This window comes from Leucothrix mucor DSM 2157, assembly GCF_000419525.1.
Lineage (GTDB): Bacteria > Pseudomonadota > Gammaproteobacteria > Thiotrichales > Thiotrichaceae > Leucothrix > Leucothrix mucor.
The window spans coordinates 1,785,408-1,804,757 of the sequence record NZ_ATTE01000001.1; the positions used below are offsets into that span (position 1 = coordinate 1,785,408).

Consider the following 19,350-nt stretch of genomic DNA (forward strand, 5'->3'; position numbering starts at 1 on the left):
CAATGACAAAAATGACCCCGAGTGAAGCCTTTGTAGAAACAATGGTGGCAAATGGTGTAACCGAAGTTTTCGGCATCATGGGATCAGCGTTCATGGACGCGATGGATATTTTCACACCTGCCGGAATCCGTTTGATTCCTGTTGTACACGAGCAGGGCGCTGGCCACATGGCTGATGGTTTTGCACGTGTATCCGGCCGCCACGGTGTTTGTATCGCACAAAATGGTCCAGGTATTACAAACTTCGTTACAGCGATTGCGGCAGCCTATTGGGCTCACAGCCCGGTCGTTTGTATTACTCCTGAAACCGGCGCTGGCACCACGGGCCTTGGCGGATTCCAGGAAGCTGAGCAGCTCCCATTCTTCGAAACCATTACTAAATATCAAGGGCACGTGACGGTTCCTCGCCGTATGGCTGAGTTCACCGGTCGCTGCTTTGATATCGCCATGCATGAAAATGGCCCGACCCAACTAAACATTCCACGTGACTTCTTCTACGGCGATATCGAATGCGATATTCCACAGCCAATCAAGATTGAGCGTGGCGCTGGTGGCGAGAAGAGCCTGCAAGAAGCGGCTGATTTGATCGCACAAGCTAAAAACCCAGTCATCATCTCTGGTGGCGGTGTGGTAATGAGTGGCGCAGTGGATGAGTGTATTGCACTGGCTGAGCGTTTAGGCGCACCAGTAGTTAACAGCTACCTGCACAATGACTCTTTCCCAGCAAGCCACCCACAGTGGTGTGGCCCATTAGGTTATCAGGGTTCAAAAGCAGCGATGCGTTTGATGGCGGATGCTGACGTGGTTATCGCTCTAGGAACACGTTTAGGTCCCTTCGGTACACTGCCACAGCACGGCATGGACTACTGGCCTAAAGAAGCGAAGATCATTCAGATCGATTGCAACTCGCGCATGTTAGGTTTGGTTAAGAAGATTTCTGTGGGTATCTGTGGTGACGCAGGGGCAGCGGCAACCGCCATCTCTCGCCTAATAGCGGATAAAGAGCTGGCCTGTGATGCGACTAAAGCTGAGCGCCTAGCTAACATGACCGAGACTAAAGCGTCTTGGGAAGCTGAGCTGGATGCATGGATTCATGAGAATGATGACTTCAGTCTGGATATGATTGAAGAGCAAGCATCAGAAGAAGGCAGCTACTTACACCCACGCCAAGTACTGCGTGAGCTTGAAAAAGCGATGCCTGCTGATGTAATGGTCTCTACTGACATCGGTAACATCAACTCCGTGGCTAACAGCTACTTGCGCTTTGAGAAGCCACGCAGCTTCTTCGCGCCAATGAGCTTCGGTAACTGTGGTTATGCATTGCCTACGATTATGGGTGCTAAAGTCGCGGCGCCTCACCGTCCTGCCATTTCTTACGCTGGCGACGGCGCATGGGGCATGAGCATGATGGAAACCATGACTTGTGTTCGTGAGAACATCCCAGTCACTGCGGTGGTATTCCATAACCGCCAATGGGGTGCTGAGAAGAAGAACCAGGTTGATTTCTACGGTCGCCGCTTTGTTGCCGGTGAGCTGGAAAACCAAAGCTTCGCAGGCATCGGTCGTGCAATGGGCGCTGAAGGCATTACCGTTGATAAGCTGGAAGATGTTGGTCCGGCACTGAAAGAAGCGGTTCGCAAGCAGATGGAAGAAGGCAAGACCACAATCCTTGAGATTATGTGTACTCGCGAACTGGGCGACCCGTTCCGCAAAGATGCCTTGTCAAAGCCTGTGCGTCACTTAGAAAAGTACAAAGATTACGTTTAAAACTCCCCTCGGGACCGTCGGACTCTCCAGCGGCTCCCAGTTCCTCCGGACACGCCAGTACCTTACTGGCGTGTTTAACTGTGTGTATTTATCACCTATGCGAATATAATGAGTCCCAAAATTGCTCGCTAACGTATTAGCACGAATGATAAATAAGAAAGGAAACACTCTATGAATGTGCGCACAGTCTTCATGGCAACCTCAGTAATCAGCACGCTGGCCGTTGTTTTTATTAGCTTTTTCTGGCCACCGATACTCTGGTTATTTGTCGTCATCGTACCGCTGGTGATTGTTGGCATGCGCGATATGATGCAAACGCGCCGCTCTTTACTGCGCTTATATCCTGTCGTTGGCCACATTCGTTACCTCATGGAGTCGATCCGTCCTGAGATTCAGCAGTACTTTGTTGAGTCGGATATTGATGGTCGCCCGATTAGCCGCGAGTTTCGCTCGCTTATTTATCAACGTGCCAAAGGCGAGCGCGATACCCGCCCATTTGGAACGCTGTTTGATACCTACCGCGAAGGCTATGAGTGGATGACGCACTCGATTTCACCCTCGCACATTGAAGACACGAATTTACGCGTGGTGTTTGGCGGGCCGGACTGCAAGCAACCGTATGCCGCTTCGCCATTAAACATCTCTGCAATGAGCTTCGGCTCACTCAGCCAAACGGCGATTAAAGCCCTAAACCGTGGCGCTAAAAAAGGCGGCTTTGCTCACAACACTGGCGAAGGTGGCGTAAGCCCATACCACTTAGAGCCCGGTGGAGATTTGATTTGGCAGATTGGAACCGGCTACTTTGGCTGCCGCAATCTAAAAGGGGGCTTTGATGCGGACTTATTCGCAAAAACTGCCAACCTTGATAATGTAAAAATGATCGAGATTAAACTCTCGCAGGGCGCAAAACCCGGCCACGGTGGTATTTTGCCGGCGGCTAAATTAACCGAAGAAATCTCGATTATTCGCTTGGTGCCCATGGGGCAGGATGTGATTTCACCATCTGGCCATACGGAGTTTTCAGACCCGACTGGCTTGCTGAGATTTGTGAAGCAACTGCGTGACTTATCCAACGGTAAGCCAGTTGGTTTTAAGCTGTGTATTGGTCGCAAAAGTGAGTTTTTATCGATCTGTAAAGCGATGGTTGAAACCGGCATTACCCCTGACTTTATTACCGTGGATGGTGGTGAAGGCGGAACCGGTGCATCGCCTGTTGAGCTAACCAACTCAGTCGGTACGCCAATGCGTGAAGGCTTGAGCTTTGTAAATGCCGCACTGATTGGCTTTGGCTTGCGCGATAAAATGCGCCTGATTGCAGCCGGTAAAGTGTTCTCAGCATTTCATATGTTACGCACCATGGCCTTGGGTGCCGATACGGTCAATGCTGCACGTGGCATGATGTTAGCGCTGGGTTGTATTCAATCCCGCAGTTGTAACACCGACCACTGCCCAACCGGTATTGCAACGCAAAACCCAGACCGCTATATGGCGCTGGATGTCACTGATAAGTCAGAACGTGTGGCTCGCTACCAAGGCGCTATGATTCGCCACTTGGTGGAGTTGCTGGAAGCCGGTGGCTTGCACTCGGTAGAAGACATTAAAGCCAGCCATGTGATGCGCCGGATTGATAATGAGATTGTTAAAAGCTTTGCCGATTTGTATCCACGCTTAGAGCCAGGCTGCTTACGCGATGCTGAGACGATACCGCTAGCTTGGCGTCAGGATTGGGATATGGCCAGCGCGACCAAATGGTAATAGGAGATTTATGAGCATTTTACAGCAACTGATTACACGCGCGCAGGCGGCTCCGGGTCGCATTGTACTGACCGAGGGTGAGGATGCGCGCATTATCACCGCAGGGGTTAAGCTGACGGCCGATAAGATTGCCACCATTACGCTATTGGGTGATACCGACGTGATTACCGCTCAGGCTGCCAGCTTGGGCTTATCACTGGATGGCATTACGCTGATTAATCCGCTGCAATCGGAATTGCGCCAGCCACTGGCTGATCTGCTGCAACAGCTGCGCGCCAAAAAAGGCATGACGGCTGAGCAGGCTTACGAGCTGACGGGGCAAACTTTATGGTTTGCCAATTTGTTGGTGAAAGCAGGGCATCAGGATGGCGTGGTCAGTGGGGCAATTCACACCACTGGCGATGTGGTGCGCACGGCGATTCAGGTGATTGGCGTGGATAAAGCCTTTAGCATGATTTCCAGCTTCTTCCTGATGGTGATGGATCAGCCGCATCACCCACGCGCCGGTGGCATGGTGTTTTCTGACTGCGGATTAGTGATTGAGCCGGATGCGGCGCAGCTAGCCGATATTGCTTCGGCTGCAGCCAATAGCTATCAATCGCTCAGTGGCGAGGCGGCGAAGGTCGCGATGCTCTCATTCTCTACCCAAGGCAGCGCCTCGCACCCCACAGTTGATAAAGTGGTTGAGGCGACTCGCTTGCTGAAAGCGGCACGCCCTGATTTGAGTGTGGATGGCGAAGTGCAGCTGGATGCGGCGATTGTGCCGTCGATTGCTGCGCGCAAAGTGAAAGACTCAGCAGTTAACGGGGAAGCCAATGTGTTGGTATTCCCATCGCTGGAGGCGGGCAATATCGGCTATAAGTTGGTTGAGCGCTTTTCTGGCGCTAAGGCGATCGGCCCGCTGCTACAGGGGTTGGCGCAACCCGCTAATGATTTATCCCGTGGCTGCAGCGCGGACGATGTGTATTACGTTGCTACGGTTACCGTGGTGCAAGGGCAGCGATAATTTTGCTGCAAATGATTGGCCAGCTGGCCGGTAAACGAGGTTAATGTGACAAATATTCTGGAAATGAAACCGGATCAGCAAGTCTCCGTTCGTGACTTGTTTGGGATCGATTTGGACCTGATGGTACCGGCATTTAGCGAACGCGATGCCCACGTCCCGGAAGTTGATAGCGCTTACCGCTTTAATGCCGACGTGACGCTGGCCATTCTGGCAGGCTTTATGAAAGACCGTCGGGTCATGGTGCAGGGTTTGCACGGCACCGGAAAGTCGACGCATATCGAACAAGTGGCTGCGCGCCTGAACTGGCCATGTACCCGTGTGAATTTGGATGGCCATATCAGCCGTTTGGATTTGGTAGGTAAAGACACCATCGTGCTGCGTGATGGCAAGCAGGTCACCGAGTTTCAGGAGGGGATTATCCCTTGGGCATTGCAACGCCCGACCGCGCTGATTTTTGATGAATACGATGCCGGCCGCCCGGATGTGATGTTCGTGATTCAGCGCATTTTGGAACGGGATGGTAAATTCACGCTGCTAGACCAGAATAAGGTGATTCGCCCGAACCCTTACTTCCGTTTATTTGCCACGGCTAATACGGTGGGTTTGGGGAATTTGAATGGCTTGTACCACGGTACGCAGCTGTTAAACCACGCACAGGTTGACCGCTGGAATATCGTAACTACGCTGAACTACCTGCCACACGCCGAAGAAGTTGAGATTGTCGCCGCGCGGGTTGAGACCATGAATAACGAACGCGACCGCAAGATTTTAAGCGGCATGGTGGCCTTGGCTGAGCTCACGCGTAATGGCTTTGCGGCGGGTGATTTATCCACGTTGATGTCGCCACGCACGGTGATTTCATGGGCAGAGAACTATGAGATTTTCCGCGACTTGGGCGTGTCGTTCCGACTCTCGTATCTGAACAAATGTGATGACGCTGAGCGTGGCACGGTGGCGGAATACTACCAGCGCTGTTTTGATGCCGAACTGCCCGAGTCCTATGCGGTTGACATGCAGAACACGGAAGGCTCGAAAAACGCGGGCAGCACAGGTAGCTAAGCAGCATGACCGAGTCAGCGCAACACACTAAGCATCACGAGAAAATGGAGGCACTTTGCAGTGCTGCCGTGCGCGCCGTTTCGGGTGAGCCGCAGCTGCACTTCAGAGCGCGCAAGCTGTATAACGGCAATCAAAAGCTGCCGATTAATGCTGCCCATTTACAAGCTGATCCCGACGAGGATGGCTTTAGCGCCCAGCGTGCAATTAGTGATGCCATGGCCTTGCGCTATCAGTTTCATCGCCCGGACATTCACAATCAATACTGCCCGAGCGATGCGGTTGAGCGACTGATCTTTGAGTTGCTGGAGCAAATCCGCGTCGAGAGTTTAGCGCCAGACCGCTTTCCCGGTGTAAAACATAATTTACGGCAGCGCTTTATTGACTGGTCGATGGAGTTTTATCGCTCTGGCTTAACCGAAGGCCAGTTCGGCATTTTGCTGTACACCATTTCGCAGATTGTGTGGGCACGCTTAAACCGCTGGCACGTTATCGAGCAGACCGAAGACCATATCGAATCCATGCGCGCCAGCTTAGTGCCTTCGATGGGTAATGACCTGAAGGGCCTGATGGTGAATGTGAACGACCAAGAAGGCTATGCCAAGCACGCGTTGCGCATTGCTCAGCTGGTTAGCCACATGATGCAAGCGATTGACGAAGGCCCCAGCGCGCGCAATCGTGAAGGTGATGAGGAAGCCATCGACCTCAGCAAATTTAAACTGCTACTCGACTTTGATGATGAAGACGATGAGGTCATCGCGCAGGCCAAAAGCGGCCACAGCCGTGTGTTTGATGATGCGCTAATGGGCTATCAGGTATTCACCACAAAATATGATCGTGAAGTCAAAGCGGTCAAATTAGTTCGTGAAGCCAAGCTTCGGGAATACCGCGCGCAGCTTGATGAACTGATCGCCAAGCAAAGTATTAGTGTGCCGCGTTTAGCTCGTAAGCTGGCGGCGCTGTTTGCCGAGCCACAGCGCGATGGCTGGGACTTTGGACAGGAAGAAGGCTATCTGGATGGGCGTCGCTTATCGCAATTGCTGACTTCACCCACTGAGCGTCGATTGTTTTTGCGGGAACGCTATGTACCTAAAGCCGACAGCGCGCTGACATTCTTGCTCGATTGCTCCGGCTCCATGAAGCAACACACCGAGTCTGTCGCAATGCTGGTAGATATTATGGTACGGGCGCTGGAACAGGCGGGGATTGAGACGGAAGTCTTAGGCTTTACCACTAACGCCTGGAACGGCGGCAAGCCCCTTAAAGATTACCTGAAAGCAGGACAACCTGAGCACCCCGGACGGCTGAATGAAGCTTGCCACATGGTGTTTAAAGATGCGGATAGCAGCTGGCGTCGTACACGCAGTGGGATTGCGGCATTATTTAAGCAGAGTTTGTATCGTGAAGGCTTAGATGGTGAAGCGCTGCAATGGGCTTGTGGGCGACTGGCCTCGCGTGATGTGAAACGTAAGATGGTGGTGGTGATTTCCGATGGCTCACCCATGGATACGGCAACCAGCCGCGCCAATGATGAGTTTTATTTGGATAATCATTTGAAGGCGGTGGTTGAAGCGGTTGAGCAACGGGGCGAGATTCGGGTGTTTGGCTTGGGTGTGGGTTTGGACCTTAGTCCGTTTTACCGTAAGTGTTTGGCGGTGGACTTGGAAAGCGGTTTGAATCAGGAGCTGTTTGCGGAAGTGATTGGTTTGTTGGGGCGACGTTGAAACGGTACCTTGAGGACGTTCAGGCGAGAGGCATTTGATTCGCTTGCCGACTCACTGCGTTCGTAAGGTCGCGCTCATTCAAATGCCTTACACCTTCACTGGATTGGGTGCGGAGATTGGTAATGGAGTGCTGATTTCAGTCTGAGGGAAAGTGGTCGTTTTATACACTTCTCTGGTATAAGCTAAGCCCACTCTAATAAGCCATCTAATAGAATCTACTTTGTTTACCTGCACACACCGCCGAAGCCACCTACCGGCTTACTTAATATCGCTTGTTATTCTCATATCTTCGACTGCTAGCTGGTCTGAGGATTACCCCGTGATGCCATTATTTGGCGAATCAGAAAGCGGGGTATTTCATGATCTAAGCAGTGGCAAGCTACTCAAGCCCATCATCGATAACCAGCGCACCGTGTACCTCGAACAAGATGGCGATATCTTTGAGGAAGACGTTGCAACACTGGATGAAGCAGGCTTTGGTTTGCAAAGCACGTACTCCTTTGACCGCTCTAAGCGCTTACTCGGCACCGAGGTTTATACCGACCACTTATTAGCCTTTTACAGTGGCTGCCGCTATCGTTTATACGAGAAGAAATTTGTACCCGTCGCTAGCAGCTGCGGCTTTAAGTACCGCAAAAGCAAAAGCCGTTCAGAACGCATTGAATGGGAACACATCGTGCCTGCCTGGCACTTTGGGCATCAGCTGAAATGCTGGCAAGATGGCGGTCGTTTGCATTGCCGAAAATCCAATGAAAAGTTCCGCCAGATGGAAGCCGACATGCACAACTTGGTACCAGCCATTGGCGAAATAAACGGCGACCGCAGTAACTTTAGTTACGGCATGGTCAGTGGCGAGCCACGCGCTTATGGTGAGCCGGTGAATATGGAGATAGAGTTTAAATCTCGCACCGCAGAGCCGCCGGAGTCCGTACAGGGAGACATTGCTCGCACCTACTTCTACATGGCTGAGCGATACAATTTGCAGATAAGCAGCCAGCAAAAGAAACTGTTTATCGCCTGGAATAACCTCGACCCTGTTGATAGCTGGGAACGGGAGAAAAATAAGCGTGTGAAAGCAATACAAGGGGATGAGAATACCTTTGTTGCTAACTACAGGAAACTGGCGCAGGGTGATGTGATTACCAGCTCGCCTGACACTGATGCGGGTGAAAGCGGCCTAGGTGAAAACGACAGCAGCTTGGGTGAAATTAATGAGTCGTTAAAAGAGCGTTTTAGCTTTTTGTATGACTACCTGCCTGTACAAATTGTGGAAGGGCTATTGCTGATTGTCGCGCTGTTTATATTCTGGAGACGTAAGCGTAATAGGGAAGCTGAAGCGGCTAGTGCGGAAACGCCAGCCAAGCAGGAGCCTGTTAAGAAAGAGCAAGCTAAGGCACCAGAAAAGCCTGTAAGCAAAGTACCTGAGACTAAAGAAGCTAAAGAAGACTATCTAAAAATTCGCTCAGCAATGAATCAATTCGTATTATCGCTGAATGACGATGGCGAGTTGGTCGTTGAACGCAGCAGCCGTGCTCATTCGCAGCGCTGGAAGTTAGAGGCCACGAATAAAACAGAAGGCTTTGTATTTATCCAGCACATTGAAACAGGCCAAGTGTTAGCTGTCGAAGGTGCCTTGAAAAAGGATGATGCCAAAGTGATTGTCGAGAACCAAAAACGCCGGTCTAATAATCATCAGGAATGGCGTTTAACGCCTGTGGATGACGATGAATCGCAAGTGTTTATCGAAAATAGGGCGACTGGCTATGTGCTGGATATCACCGATAAGAATACAGAGAATGGCGCATCTGTTGCCAGCTATCATCGTAAAACACGCGGTACAGAAAATCAGCAATGGATTATTGGGGACGTTTCGGCGTGAGGTATTTGATTCGCTTGCCGACTCACTGCGTTCGTAAGGTCGCGCTCTATCAAATACCTCACGCCTTCACTGGATGGGTGGTGGGAGGTTAGCTGGGTGCCACTTAGGGGGTAACACCCAGCATCTCTAATAAATCGCCTCGTCTGAATGTCGCTGAGAGTTGTTGTAATGAAATATCCCGATCACCATAACAAGCTTTCAACGCGACAGAAACGGCTGAGATTGCCGATTGATGATAGTAATCACGCCGAGTATCTAACTGCTGAACGAAGTCCTTAAAGTTACGATGCGATAGCTGTTTAAAGTCGACCTTCAAGTCACTCAGTATGTGCTTACCAATCAACATAGCGATGTAGTGTGAAGCATATGGCAAAAAGTCAGGAGGAGTTTCAGAAGCAGGGCGCTTGCGCTCATTTTCAACCATTCTGAATATCAGCACAGCAATCAGTGCTTGAGCCGCATTTAACTCACCAAAAATAGAGTCATACAACTTACCGAAATGCTCTTTGCGTCGAAACTTGGCTTGGTGCGGTTGTTGCCGCCAAATAGCCAGAACGGCCTCTGCTACAACAGAGCTAGTGACCACGCTGGACCCTGTTATGCCTTCCTCACGTTGGCGTTTATAGGTATAGCCAAGGTCAGAAATGCCAATTTCAAGCTGCTTTTGTAAATCGTCATTTGAACGTAGATCACGTAAATCAACAGGGTTTTGGCTATTGGTGGCATACGTCATATCTTGAACGAAATCTTTATTGCTTTCAGCCAGTTGATAGATGCGTACCATGACATAAGCCGACTCGCCAGTTAATCCAGGCAAGCCCTCATTCAACGTTTCCTGAATAGTTTTGCAGGTTTGGCCACCGTTAATAACCTGAAGGCTTTTTAGTTGGACTTTATGGTCTGTTTGTTGAAAAGCGTTGTACTCAAACTTGTCACATACAATGGTAATACCATTGTTGAAAAAGTAAAATTTATCGGCTTTTTGCGGGTCGGACAAAGTCTCGTGAATAGCGGTATTGACGCGATTGGTATGCAGCCCCAAGTAACGACGAATATTGCGTTCAAGCAGCTTATCGCCATGCTCATTGAATAGCTGCTGTATTTCATACACAGAAATACGACCTACCAACACGCGCATGTAATTCATGTCCTCAACGATGGCTTTGCCACTAAGCGTTAGTGCGGTATCCACCTTTTTACTTCGCTGAAGAAAGCTAACGATTGAGTCATGATTGAAATGAATAAACTCAACTTTGTCGCCGTAATCCTTCTTGGCCTGATCGATCCAGTTATCAGCCTGTGCATTCCAACGAGCTCCGTTGTTACATAAAACGATACGAACATTAGGAATATAAGCATCGCGAATTAAAGAACGTATTTCTTCAATCTTCGGAGCAATTCTCTCGTTTAAGATGACCGTGCGATAAGGGTCAAACAATACCTGCACCGTATCAACCGCTTTCTGGACGCCATTTTCAGGGAAGTTAGCATCACCGGTCAGGCTCTTGATTTTGTACTTGCCTTGAAAAATCGTGACCAGGAACTCGCCATCATCCACTTCACCAATATGCAGTCCATCAACACCGGCGTCATTTCCACCTTCAGTAATCAGCTCTGCGGCTTCATCCATTGGAATTTCAAGACAAGTTGATACGCACAATAAAACAAATGCGGTTGCTTTTTTCTTAATTAAGTCACTGCCTGCGGGCAACCATTCAGGATGATCTTCTGCAATGCCGTTTACCCGTTGATCAATAATGCTGGCATTGATATTCATGCAGCTATCTCCCTAGACTGTAACGATTTATTATTCAGGCAATCAGCCATATCACTGACTAATGTTATGGCTCGCATCTTATCATGACTCGATTAGTGCGTTAGTGAAATCTATCAGCACGAGTGCAGGTGCCGCTCTTTGAATGAGCGCGACCTTACGAGCAACGCGAGTCGGCAAGCGAATCAAATAGCCGGCACCGGAACGGCACAAAACTACAAAGGCTTAACCGCCATAAAGGTCACAAACGCCGTATTAGCATTAATCACCTCAATCTGCTCAAAGCCCAAATTATTCAACGCATTCAAGTACCAACTAAACGGATAAGTCACCAACACGCCTTCAATCTGCTGGCGCTTTTTCTCGATCTCGACCTCCGTCACGCCATTGGCTCGCTTGTAGTCATAATAGAGCTCATGCGTGCGCTGGCTGCTCGACACCTTATCCGAGAGTATCAGCGTGCCACCCGGCACCATCGCACGCTTAATCGCTTCTAAATAGCTGAGCGGATTGCGAATAAAATGCAGCGTCCAGTTATTCAACACATAGTCAAACGGGCCGTGCGCTTCCGGAAACGCCTGCGAATGAATCAGCGTAGCTTGGTCAAAGGAACGCGCAATCATATCCGCCGAGGACTCCACGCCATACAGCTCACGATACCCCGCCTGATGCAATTGCCGCAAGGTCTCGCCCGTCGCGCTGCCGACATCAATAATCTTTGGCTGGCGGTTTTCACCCTTATCAATCACCCGCACACACAGGTCAATCACCCGCAGGTAATCCGGAATCTCACGCCGCGCAATGCCATCAAACACCTCAGCCACCTGCGCATCGAACTGCCAGGCGCCGGGCTCGGCATCGCTGCTTAACGATTTCGCCTGCTGTTGATAAGCGCTGGTTCTGGCTTGTGCGAGCGGATCAGTCTCCCATGAGCGCAATTGGCCGGAGTGATCGGGCAGGGTGCTTTCCAGTGTCGTGAGCGCTTGCTCTGCATCGAGGTAATAACGCACGGCAAAGCGAATCTGCAAGTCACTGCTACCCATCCTGCTTTCATCATAAATCACCGTATCTGGCCCCACCGGAAACGACAATTTATCCTCGCGCTTGGCAAAGCCATTCAAGCGAAACAGGATATCCAGCGCAGAAATAGACGTGGTCGCCGAGACGCCGAGCATCGACTGATTGCCATGGTCCAGATTCACTTCCTGATCGGTGATGTACTCGGTCATGGCGACATTTTGTGGCAACTTTCCACTGCGCATACTCGGCGGATAATTGGTTTCAATCATCACTTGCTCGCGCGACACCCGACAAGCCTCATCAATAATCTGCTTGGTATCGACAAAGTGATACAAAATCCCCGCCAGCAACACCAGATCAAACGATTGATCACCCGCCGCGCGTAAAAACCCGCGCACATCCTGCTGCACAATCTCAACCTGATCGCCCCAATGCGCCAGCCATTGGCGGGATTGGCTCACAAAATTTTGCTGAACCTCAACACCGGTATACTGCTTTGCGCCGTTAAATAAAGCCCATTGACCCGCCGCACCATAGCAGGAACCCAAGTCCAGAATGGTTTTGCCTTTCACTAAATGCGCCGGCAGCAACACCCCAAATTTCGCTTCCAGAAAGGCTTTGCTGGTGGGATTAAAACCACGGTAGCGGCGGTTATCATCCTGGTAAAAAACCGGATGCTCATCGAAGGCCAGCAATTGGTTTGGGCTTGTCATGGTACTCACTGCAGTTGGTGGATTTCAGGTAATTTCGAATGCGCGCTATCTTAACACGACAAAAGCGGTGGCTGTCTTTCAGCTTTGTGGGTTGTGCGCTGACTCTGGCTGATCTGTGCCGGACTTTAGGGCAAAGACTCGCTTATAATCGCAGGGTCGTCACGCTGATAGTGACCTGCAAACCCTCCTTTACTCTCACGGCAAATAGCGATGAACTCACAGGCCTCAACTAGACTTTCTCCCGCCCAACAACTTCGGGATTTACTGGCCCAAAATACGCTGCACGTCATGCCATGCTGTTTTGATGCCTTATCCGCCAAACTCATTGAGCAGCAACAATTTCCATTAACCTTTATGTCCGGCTTTTCAGCCTCTGCCGCGCGCATTGGTGCACCCGATTTGGGGCTCATGTCGTATGGGGAGATATTGGATCAGGCACGCAATATTTGTGATGCGGTCAAATTTCCCGTGATTGGCGATGGCGACACCGGCTACGGCAATGCCATGAATGTACGGCGCACCGTGAGTGGTTTTGCCAAAGCCGGTTGCGCCGCCGTAATGATTGAAGATCAGCTGGCACCCAAGCGCTGCGGCCACACGCCCGGCAAAGCCGTGGTTGGCAGGGAAGAAGCCTTTGACCGCATTAAAGCCGCCGTCGATGCCCGCGAAGCCGGTGCCGACATCTTAATACTAGCCCGCACCGATGCCCGCCATGAACATGGATTGGATGAAGCCATGGAACGCGCCCAGCGATTTTATGAACTGGGTGCCGATATTTTGTTTGTAGAAGCCCCTGCGAATGAGGCCGAAATGCGCCGTATCGGTGGAGAGTTACCCGGCTATCACATGGCGAATATGTTAGAAGGTGGGCAAACGCCAGACTTGCCACCAGCTGCGTTAGAAGAGATGGGCTTTGCACTGGCGGCGTATCCGCTGACGCTAATGGCGGCGGCGATGAAGGCTATGTTAGCGGCATTGGATGCGCTGCGCGATGGACGCCCTAGGGATGAGTTGTTGTTGGAGTTTGGTGAGCTGAAGCAGCGGATTGGGTTTGATAAGTATTATGAGGTTTCGGCGGGGTATGATAGTTCGCGTAGGGATGGAAGCATTGCAGGTCGGTAGTAACCAGCACTTATAGCAAGGACTGGTTACAATCTAAAGGCACGTTTTAAATGTGCTTCGCTGTCATTTCCTGAGCGATATACTCAGCCTGTCGGATCGCCAATGCCACAATGGTTAGTGTCGGGTTCTCTGCCGCACTGGTGGTAAATTGGCTACCATCAGATATAAACAAGTTCTTCACGTCGTGCGCTTGTCCCCAGCGATTAACCACACCGTCTTGAGCTTTCGCACTCATGCGGTTGGTGCCCATATTATGGCTGGCAGGGTATCTACCCAGCAGATTAACTTTAGTCGCACCCACCGCTTCAAGAATTTCGGTTGACCTCTCATTAGCATGCTTGGTCATCGCAATATCATTGGCATGATTCCCTTTGTAAACCACAGGGATAGGTAGGCCATTTTTATCTTTTTCAGTGGAGTGAAGTGTAACGCTGTTTGTCTCCATAGGCATATCCTCCCCGCAAATCCAGAAACCGGCCATGTTTCTGTAATTGGCTAATGAGTTCGCCAGCTCACGTCCCCAGCCGCCCGGCTTAAGAAAAGCAGACATGAAAGGAAGACCAAGGTGTAGCATCTCCAGTTCGTATCCCGCTACATGCCCGCGCGATGGATCGTTGTCTGCCCACTCCGATACCAGCCCGGGAACCACTGTGCTCTTGTACATATTCACTTCGCCCGGCATCTCGCCATAAACGGCGGTACTGGTATGCGTCATATAGTTTTTTCCAACCTGCCCGGATGAGTTAGCCAAGCCATTTGGAAATAAGCTGGAGGCTGAGTTCAGTAATAATCTGGGTGACTCGATTGAGTTGGCAGCAACCGCCACGATGCGCGCTTTTTGGAACTGCTGATTGCCATCTTTATCCACATACAGCACGCCTGTCGCTTCGCCGGCTTTGTTGTGCTCAATACGCAGTACCATACAGCCAGGGCGCACTTCAATATTCCCGGTTGCCTCGGCTTTTGGAGTGGCGGCATCCATGCTTGACCACTTAGCCCCATATTTACAGCCCTGATGGCAGAACCCGGTGACTTGGCAAGCAGCGCGGCCGTCACGTGGTTTGGTATTGATGGCTAATGGTGCGGGATGACAACGAGCACCAATGCGGCGGGCTCCTTCGGCAATCACTTTATAGTGCGCACTGGGTTTATGGTAAGGCAGTCCGGATGCCTTGGTCCCGGTTACACCCATCTTGCTTTCTGCTATTTCATAATACGGCGCAAGCTCTTCATAGGAGATGGGCCAATCCAACACATTTGCACCGGCGATATCGCCATTGGTGGTGCGCATTTTGAATTCATGTTCCTGAAAACGTAGGGCAACGCCTGCCCAATGCACCGTGGAGCCACCCACGCCTTTTACGATCCACGCGGGCAGGTTCGGAAAGTTCTTCGTTAGCGCCGTGGGGCCCGCAGTTTCCCGCTTGTCCAGCCAGGTAATTTTGCCGAACATTTTCCACTCATCATTCTCAATGTCCGCATTGGTAAAGCGCTTTCCGGCTTCCAGTACCACACAACGAATTCCTTTTTTACCAAGCTCTTCGGAGAGTGTGCCACCACCTGCGCCTGATCCCACGATGACCACCAAACTATCATCATTTAAGTCAAATTTTGTATTCATGCTATTCCCCTACGCCTTCAGCCAATCAAGTTCATCAAACCCTCTATGAAGATACCCACCTTTTTCCCACGATGAGCCGCCGTAGCCGAACCGTGGCCATAGCTCTTTTTTGTTATAGATGCCCATCATGACGGCATTTCTGAGGGTGTTAAAAAACTCAGTCGACTCAATCTCTGTAAGGACAATAACGCGGTCGTCTTCTTGTTTAACCTCGGCGAATGGTTTGCCAAAATGAGCCATTGCACGCTTATCCAGCTCGGCAGCACCATCGTTCAGTTGTTTTTTAAGGGAGGCGTCTTCATTGGCTTGTTTGCCCATGGGAGCAATGATGTTGGCGTAATGGATGTCTTCCAGATCATCATTTGGGAAAAGGTCTCGTGCCATTTGCAATAGCGTTAAGCTGGCCTGCTTATCCAGCGCGCCGTTTGCCCAGGCGTCTGCAGAGGCTAACAGGCCACTGCCCAACACGCCCACACTCACCACTGCAATGCCGGCAGAGGATAAAAAGTTACGCCTGCTAAGCTCTACTTCCGGCGCTTGACCGCTTGCTTGTTTCGCGACATTACGGCCGCGTATAAGATGTTTCATTCCTTTGTTCCTCCTTAGGGGGTATTACCAACTACGGGATAGCAGCAACTCACTCAATGGTAAGCAGCCGCTTAATCCCTGATTCAGTGTGACAAAGGCGTGGCAGTAGCAACAGAAGCGCGTATCACGATGTGGGTGGGGCACCTTGATTGTGTGTCACATTCACCGAGATGAGACACTCTTGAAACAGCTTGTCCAATATTGACACAACGCGTAAACGATCCGGTTATTCGCTAAAGGGCTGCGAACACTTCTACTTGTATAATTAGCAGAATTTTAAATCATCGTGTTTGATACATAACCGGATGTTTTTTAGCTAACTAATATGGTTTTTCGGTGTTTATAGAGAAATGGAGTATTTATTTTCTCCTTACCCCTAAGGTTTTCGAGTTGCATGCGTTTACTCTAGTGATACTCAAAAAAGTCATATGTCATATAATGAGTATTTATTGATTAAAGAAATAAGCTTTAATTCTAACTTAGGAAGGAAGTATCTATGAAATTACCCTTACTCGTTTCATTGCTAGTATTGGCAAGTACAAGTCATGCGGCAGTCTTCACAGAAGACAGTCTGGACTCTGCACAATTCAGTCTGGCAAAAAAGCCAGTATCAGTCGAACTGGATATTAGTGAAAAAGATAGTATGGTTGCTGAGGCGACTGAGAAAGTAGCGGCCAAAGGCATGCTCGCACAGAAAACCTTCGCTGACTCAAGTATAAAGGGCTATGCCTGCAATATTTCACACACACCCAGTGAAGCTAATAAATGGTCAATTATTTTATACAACTTTAGTGACCCATCGGATGATGGTGAGGTTGTATTCAGTACGAATAAAAATCGAAAAATTCAATCAGTCGCATGTTTGCCAAATGGTGAGAAGCTCATATTCTCATATCAGGAGAGTGTCAGAGGCGATACTGAAATTTACAGTTTGGACCTTACCACGAATGAGGTGCTTCGCTTAACAGATAACGATACCGATGATAGTGATGTGACGATTAGTCAGGATGGTAAGGTTCTGGCTTGGCAAAATAGGTTAGCTGATGGGAGACAGGCAATCACAGTACGTACGTACAATGATAATGGTTCAGAGTTTACAGAAAAATCGTTAGCAAGTGCCAACCCGTTCGTACAGCCCTCATTGAGCGCAAATGGAAGATGGCTTGCGCTAGTGCAATTGCGAACAAATACCTTTTTGGCGCTACGCTACGATCTTATGAATAGCGCTTTCAAAACAATCTACAGTATTCCTCGGAGAAAGCGATTATTTAACCCAAGCATTTCCGATGATGGAAATATCTATAGCTGGGTCGAAAATAAAGCATTAAGCCGATATGTCGTTAAAAATATTTCTGAAAATACAGTCACCAGATTAATTACAGGGGTTGAAGGGATAGAGCATCCATTCCTTTCTCAGAGTGGTGAGTCGGTCATCTATTCCATCGGTGGACAAACGTTAATTAAAAATATTCGCACGGGTATAACCGAGGAGGTTGCATTTGCTGAGCGCTATGTTGGAAGTTACTGGATGGGAGAACCTGAGCCACCAAAGCTGAGTGGCTCTTGGAAGCTCCCCGGAAGATCCGTTATCTTACATTTTCTACCTGACGGACGTTACTTTGCAAAGCAATGGGAGCAAACAGACAATAATGAAGGCTTCGAATATGGAAAGTATGTGGCGAGTGACAGTGAAATTACATTTACAACACTCGAAAATCATGATGGCGATGCTTTAACTTGTGGAGAGAATAGAGGTGTCAGTTGCGGTGTTGATGGCATGTCTTCGAATGTTTGGGAGTATTCATTAACAGCTAACACGCTTGGGCTAATACCTCCTGACGAGTATGCTGTATTCACTCTCGACAGAATTGAACCGACAAGCTCACCTATCGATGGTTTGTGGGAATCTTTAGATGCTAAAGAGATTATCTACTTCACGGGGGGAGACAGTTACTTTTATATCAATTATTTAGGCGACACCCCAAGTGACGAAATTATTTTTGACCTTGGTCAGTACACAATTACTTCAGGAGAGAGTGGTAGCGGTGACATCACGCTAAAAACGACTCATACCTATAATTACGAAAATTATGGTCCAGTTTGTGAGCAAACAGGCAGTACACCTTGTGAAAGGTTTAATCTCGGCTTTAGTCTCGTTAATGGTCAGCTTTATATACTAAACGCTGATGATGGTGATAGAGGGGTGTTTACCCAGTTATTGGTCGATGATGGTTCACCTGCTGATACGGGTACTTTGATTGCTCAAAAAGACTACGCCAAAGACCTTGAAGCAAATCAAAACTACGGTATAGAAATCGATGATGACTATCGAACAAGGATAAGAACCGTTCAACAGCCAGGTACTCAAGCGAGTATGTTCAGTACCAAAATCACTATAGATGACGCGAGTACTTTGGTTCGAGAGGATGGAGCTAATATACAAGCACGCCTGACGGCAACATATGTAAACCCTGATAATAATATGGCTATCGACATTGCTGTACGCTTGCGTAGCGAAGGGGGAAGTGCGGTCGGAGACTATACCATGGGTACATGCTTTGATGAGGACTGTGATGACGAACTCTATCTTTCAGGAAGAGTGAATGGCTTAGGTGAGTTTACTGGTGACCATGAAATGGATATGAAATGGAATGCCGGAACAAAGGAGTTCGTATACACAATCGATGGCACTGAAATAGGCCGTATCGCGATGACTGAGTTTGCTCAAGATCCTCGTGTTATTGCTGCCGGTGGATATACGTTTGATCCAGCTGACTATGTTCAAGCTGGTGTTTATGCCGATATCTATAACATTGGTGTTGGCGAAAGTGCTTACATTGCCGTTCATGTGGATGAGGTGAGTATCGATGGGGCGGTTTATGATGACTTCAAAAATGGCCTAATTGATATTTCCAAGTGGCGTTTCGACTCGTACGATCGTTAAGCCTTAATTATCGAGTAGCCTCAATTGTCTTTTTCAATACGGCGATTTGTTTAACAACATCTCGCCGTTTTTTGGTTGTTAAACTACCCCTACATCATCCAGTGGCAGGTCATCAATGTCAGGGAATGATTCGTTCAGTGGCTCAAGAGAGGCTAGCACCTCTAGCAGGGTTGGCTTTGATACCGGCTCTATAATTAAGCGATTGCCTTCGCGTCGAATAATCGCCTCAGAGCCTTCTAGTTCAAACTCTTTAGGAATACGAATCGCTTGGTTACGACCATTACGGAACAGGCTTACCTTTCGTTCTGAATTACCAGTTTGCATTCTATGGCTCCTTTTAACTTGGCATATGTTAAAGCAAAGCCATTAACAACAAGCGGCA

Annotated in this window: 13 protein-coding genes; 8 read left to right on the plus strand and 5 right to left on the minus strand. The window is 49.4% G+C overall.

The annotated features are described in order from the left end of the window. The first annotated feature begins 2 nt into the window (after nucleotides 1-2). The 6 genes from xsc (at nucleotide 3) to LEUMU_RS28530 (ending at nucleotide 9,186) form a co-directional block, all read left to right on the plus strand. Entirely contained in the window at nucleotides 3-1,766 is a 1,764-nt protein-coding gene (gene xsc, locus LEUMU_RS0107990) for a sulfoacetaldehyde acetyltransferase (protein WP_022951761.1), read from the plus strand. A 171-nt stretch (nucleotides 1,767-1,937) separates the two neighbouring features. After that, nucleotides 1,938-3,521 carry an FMN-binding glutamate synthase family protein gene (locus tag LEUMU_RS0107995; RefSeq protein ID WP_022951762.1) on the plus strand — a complete coding sequence of 528 codons (1,584 nt, stop codon included), beginning with the start codon at nucleotides 1,938-1,940 and terminating at the stop codon, nucleotides 3,519-3,521. A 10-nt stretch (nucleotides 3,522-3,531) separates the two neighbouring features. After that, nucleotides 3,532-4,527 carry a phosphate acetyltransferase gene (gene pta, locus LEUMU_RS0108000; RefSeq protein WP_022951763.1) on the plus strand — a complete coding sequence of 332 codons (996 nt, stop codon included), beginning with the start codon at nucleotides 3,532-3,534 and terminating at the stop codon, nucleotides 4,525-4,527. Nucleotides 4,528-4,572: 45 nt separating this feature from the next. Continuing rightward, nucleotides 4,573-5,586, plus strand: coding sequence for an AAA family ATPase (locus tag LEUMU_RS0108005; RefSeq protein ID WP_022951764.1), 1,014 nt, complete (start codon nucleotides 4,573-4,575; stop codon nucleotides 5,584-5,586). A 5-nt stretch (nucleotides 5,587-5,591) separates the two neighbouring features. After that, nucleotides 5,592-7,307 carry a cobaltochelatase CobT-related protein gene (locus tag LEUMU_RS0108010; protein WP_022951765.1) on the plus strand — a complete coding sequence of 572 codons (1,716 nt, stop codon included), beginning with the start codon at nucleotides 5,592-5,594 and terminating at the stop codon, nucleotides 7,305-7,307. 322 nt (nucleotides 7,308-7,629) lie between these two features. After that, nucleotides 7,630-9,186, plus strand: a complete 1,557-nt coding sequence (locus tag LEUMU_RS28530) for an endonuclease (RefSeq protein ID WP_022951766.1) — start codon at nucleotides 7,630-7,632, stop codon at nucleotides 9,184-9,186. 103 nt (nucleotides 9,187-9,289) lie between these two features. Here LEUMU_RS28530 and LEUMU_RS0108020 read toward each other — a convergent pair whose 3' ends face one another. Continuing rightward, nucleotides 9,290-10,963: an AIPR family protein gene (locus tag LEUMU_RS0108020; protein ID WP_022951767.1), complete on the minus strand. Its 1,674-nt coding sequence runs from the start codon at nucleotides 10,961-10,963 to the stop codon at nucleotides 9,290-9,292. Between the two features lie 212 nt (nucleotides 10,964-11,175). Further along, on the minus strand, nucleotides 11,176-12,693 hold the full coding sequence (locus LEUMU_RS0108025; RefSeq protein WP_022951768.1) for a class I SAM-dependent methyltransferase: 1,518 nt from the start codon (nucleotides 12,691-12,693) through the stop codon (nucleotides 11,176-11,178). 210 nt (nucleotides 12,694-12,903) lie between these two features. Between LEUMU_RS0108025 and LEUMU_RS0108030 the strand changes: the two genes are divergently transcribed. Continuing rightward, the gene (locus LEUMU_RS0108030; protein ID WP_040503957.1) at nucleotides 12,904-13,815 is read left to right on the plus strand and encodes an isocitrate lyase/PEP mutase family protein; all 912 of its coding nucleotides are present in this window, start codon (nucleotides 12,904-12,906) and stop codon (nucleotides 13,813-13,815) included. Between the two features lie 46 nt (nucleotides 13,816-13,861). On the opposite strand, the gene LEUMU_RS0108035 is transcribed toward LEUMU_RS0108030, so the two are convergent. Further along, entirely contained in the window at nucleotides 13,862-15,436 is a 1,575-nt protein-coding gene (locus LEUMU_RS0108035) for a GMC family oxidoreductase (RefSeq protein WP_022951770.1), read from the minus strand. A gap of 9 nt (nucleotides 15,437-15,445) precedes the next feature. Beyond that, a complete protein-coding gene (locus tag LEUMU_RS25155) occupies nucleotides 15,446-16,024 on the minus strand; it encodes a gluconate 2-dehydrogenase subunit 3 family protein (protein ID WP_022951771.1) in 579 nt (192 codons plus the stop codon). 496 nt (nucleotides 16,025-16,520) lie between these two features. On the opposite strand from LEUMU_RS25155, the gene LEUMU_RS0108045 reads away from it, so the two are divergent. Then, the gene (locus tag LEUMU_RS0108045; protein ID WP_022951772.1) at nucleotides 16,521-18,968 is read left to right on the plus strand and encodes a TolB family protein; all 2,448 of its coding nucleotides are present in this window, start codon (nucleotides 16,521-16,523) and stop codon (nucleotides 18,966-18,968) included. A gap of 78 nt (nucleotides 18,969-19,046) precedes the next feature. Here LEUMU_RS0108045 and LEUMU_RS0108050 read toward each other — a convergent pair whose 3' ends face one another. Next, nucleotides 19,047-19,292: an antitoxin gene (locus tag LEUMU_RS0108050; RefSeq protein ID WP_022951773.1), complete on the minus strand. Its 246-nt coding sequence runs from the start codon at nucleotides 19,290-19,292 to the stop codon at nucleotides 19,047-19,049. Nucleotides 19,293-19,350 lie beyond the last annotated feature (58 nt).

Coding starts and splice junctions, on each gene's coding strand:
- pta (WP_022951763.1), top strand. CDS start 3,532: ATGAGCATTTTACAGCAACTGATTACACGCGCGCAGGCGGCTCCGGGT.
- LEUMU_RS0107995 (WP_022951762.1), top strand. CDS start 1,938: ATGAATGTGCGCACAGTCTTCATGGCAACCTCAGTAATCAGCACGCTG.
- LEUMU_RS0108025 (WP_022951768.1), bottom strand. CDS start 12,693: ATGACAAGCCCAAACCAATTGCTGGCCTTCGATGAGCATCCGGTTTTT.
- LEUMU_RS0108050 (WP_022951773.1), bottom strand. CDS start 19,292: ATGCAAACTGGTAATTCAGAACGAAAGGTAAGCCTGTTCCGTAATGGT.
- LEUMU_RS0108020 (WP_022951767.1), bottom strand. CDS start 10,963: ATGAATATCAATGCCAGCATTATTGATCAACGGGTAAACGGCATTGCA.
- LEUMU_RS0108045 (WP_022951772.1), top strand. CDS start 16,521: ATGAAATTACCCTTACTCGTTTCATTGCTAGTATTGGCAAGTACAAGT.
- LEUMU_RS0108010 (WP_022951765.1), top strand. CDS start 5,592: ATGACCGAGTCAGCGCAACACACTAAGCATCACGAGAAAATGGAGGCA.
- xsc (WP_022951761.1), top strand. CDS start 3: ATGACAAAAATGACCCCGAGTGAAGCCTTTGTAGAAACAATGGTGGCA.
- LEUMU_RS25155 (WP_022951771.1), bottom strand. CDS start 16,024: ATGAAACATCTTATACGCGGCCGTAATGTCGCGAAACAAGCAAGCGGT.
- LEUMU_RS0108035 (WP_022951770.1), bottom strand. CDS start 15,436: ATGAATACAAAATTTGACTTAAATGATGATAGTTTGGTGGTCATCGTG.
- LEUMU_RS28530 (WP_022951766.1), top strand. CDS start 7,630: ATGCCATTATTTGGCGAATCAGAAAGCGGGGTATTTCATGATCTAAGC.
- LEUMU_RS0108030 (WP_040503957.1), top strand. CDS start 12,904: ATGAACTCACAGGCCTCAACTAGACTTTCTCCCGCCCAACAACTTCGG.